This window comes from Deltaproteobacteria bacterium (assembly GCA_018668695.1).
Classification (GTDB): domain Bacteria; phylum Myxococcota; class XYA12-FULL-58-9; order XYA12-FULL-58-9; family JABJBS01; genus JABJBS01.
Genome location: JABJBS010000043.1, coordinates 1 through 2,341, shown reverse-complemented (window position 1 = coordinate 2,341; position 2,341 = coordinate 1). Strand labels below are relative to the sequence as shown.

2 protein-coding genes are annotated in these 2,341 nt (G+C 53.0%); one reads left to right on the top strand and one right to left on the bottom strand.

Translation table 11 applies throughout. The features are described from left to right. Window positions 1–172: 172 nt before the first annotated feature. On the bottom strand, window positions 173–1,453 hold the full coding sequence (locus HOK28_02110; GenBank protein MBT6431855.1) for a DUF1552 domain-containing protein: 1,281 nt from the start codon (window positions 1,451–1,453) through the stop codon (window positions 173–175). 139 nt (window positions 1,454–1,592) lie between these two features. On the opposite strand from HOK28_02110, the gene HOK28_02105 reads away from it, so the two are divergent. Beyond that, the coding region (locus tag HOK28_02105; protein MBT6431854.1) for a hypothetical protein at window positions 1,593–2,341 on the top strand (749 nt) is incomplete at its 3' end.

Sequence of the window (2,341 nt, the reverse complement as noted above, 5' to 3'; positions counted from 1 at the left end):
GTCACTGCTGCAGTCGGGTGCCCAATCGGGTTCTGCGGTTTCGTTCGGCTGTGAAATAGGAGCATCAAACTCCGCCGGATCAGAAGACTCGTCGCCACATGCGCTAGTGGTCAAGATGAATAGAGCCGCCAATAGGACTCTTTGAAGTTTAAGAGATGTCATTTTGATGTCCTTATCCGAAGAGTTCGCTGATGGAACCACTGCCCACAGAGGGGTCACCAAAGGTCTGGTTGTTAAGCCCGAAAGATTCGCATATTGATACAAGTAGATGGTTGTGTGCGGTGTTGTTGAGCTGTAAATATCGGCCTAGACCAAATGGGGAATTCGAACCTCCAGCTATGACGAATGGCACCGATTCGCAGTTATGTAATCGGCTATCACCCATTTCTTTCGCCCATAGAACGACGGTGTTGTCCAAGAGGCTGCCTGGGCCAAGAGGGTCACTGCGTTGCTTGAGGGATTGCACGAGGTGAACAAATTGCTCGGCATACCAGCGTTCAGCGTGAACAAAATTTGCAACACCTGCTGTATTGCTGTCATCGCAATGCGATAAAGCATGGTGCCCTTCATTCATGCCCAGCCACGTAAAGACAGTGGGGCTGACGGTATGAGACCACTGCAGGGATGCAACTCGGGTCATGTCGCAAGCCAAAGAGGTCACGAGGAGGTCCATTTGGGCCTGCCCCACGATAGGGAAGCTTGCATTGGTGGTGGGTCCGGATATGGCTGCAAGGGCAGGTGTACTGCAATCCTGGGTGGAACTGTCCTCAAAACTTAATTCCAAGCGGCGGATCGATTCTAGATGTTCGTCTAGCTTGATTCGTTCACGCATTCCAAGCTTGGGTTTTAGAGCAGCCGTTTCATCTCGCACGAGGTCTAATACACTAAGCCGCCGGGCGCGAAGCTTCTCAAGGGCCTGCGCATCTTGGCTCACATCACCGAAGAGTCGTTCGAATACGTTTGCTGGTCGGTCATCTGGGGTTACATAACTTCCGGCTCCCGAGTAGCTCATGCGGGTTTGCATGCCGCCGCCCCAGTTACTGGTTTGAACACCTAGCTCCAATGATGAAAACCGGGTGGGATGATTCAATTCTGCCGCGATGTATTGGTCTAAGCTTTTGCCGCCGGTCTCACCACTTGCACCTCCACCCGTCAGCATCGCTCCCATACCTCCTTCGTGGTTGGTGGCCGTAAGGAAGTTGATGCCGTCTAGAATCAGGACATCATCGCGTATGGCGTCTAGGGGTTCCAGAATGCTTCCGGCTTGAAAGTTAAATGATGTATCGCCTCCGGTGGGGCGCCAGTGCTGGTGAATGGTGCCATTGGGACTAAAAAACACCACGAGACGAAGCGGGGCGGCATCGTCGGCCCAGGCACGGGCGCCCATAAATGGGGAGAGTAAGGCGCTAGCGCCAAGACCTTTAATAAACGAGCGACGAGACACCGGGGGCATACAAGAGCCTTTCAACAATGAGGGGGCAGGTATGAGTTCCCGATGGGCTAAATAAGCTTCATTATTTTTTGATGGTTGTGATTTTTTTTGATTCGGTTAACTTAGACCTATGTTCTTAAAGGGAAATAGTTGGAGTCTCGTGATTTGCTCACTGGCTCTTATGAGCTGCGCCGAACTTGGGAGCACCCTGGTGATAGGCGATGAGAGTGCTGCGCAAGATCCAAGTGATGCATCGGATTCCAGTGATGCATCGGATCCGGCTGAGGGTTCTGATGCCTCAGATCCAACCTCGCAAGATGTGCCCGCGACTGTGTTCTGTCGTTACCATGTGACGCCGGAAGGAGGTCAAAGCGGGGAGACCTGGGAGCTACCGGCCGACCTTTCAACTGCGCTCAGCCAACTTGGCGTTCACTTAGCGCAAGACGAATGTGAGAGCGGCGAAGTGTGGCTGCAAGCTGGAACCTATAGGCCAGGGCAAAATTCAGAAGACAGCTTTGAGCTTATTTCGGGCATGACGCTCTATGGCGGTTTTGCAGGTAACGAGACGACAGCCGCGCAACGTAATCTAGGCCAACAAACGACCACCTTATCGGGGGACCTCGAAAGCGGTGGTAAATCGTCAAACGTGGTGAGAGTGATTGGCCAAAGCGATTCTGAGGTTCGTTTAGATGGTCTAACCGTTCAAGGAGGAGATGCCGCCGGCACGGGTACGCAGTCGCTGGGAGGCGGCTTGTATTCTTCGGAAAGTCGAATTCGATTGGTCGATGTGTCCTTCGTATCCAATCAGGCTTTAAGCGGCGGTGGGTTGGCGATCGATGGTGGAGTTCTTTCCGTAGAACGAGGCCGGTTCGTGAGCAATACAGCGAGCGCTGATGGTGGTGCAATCAT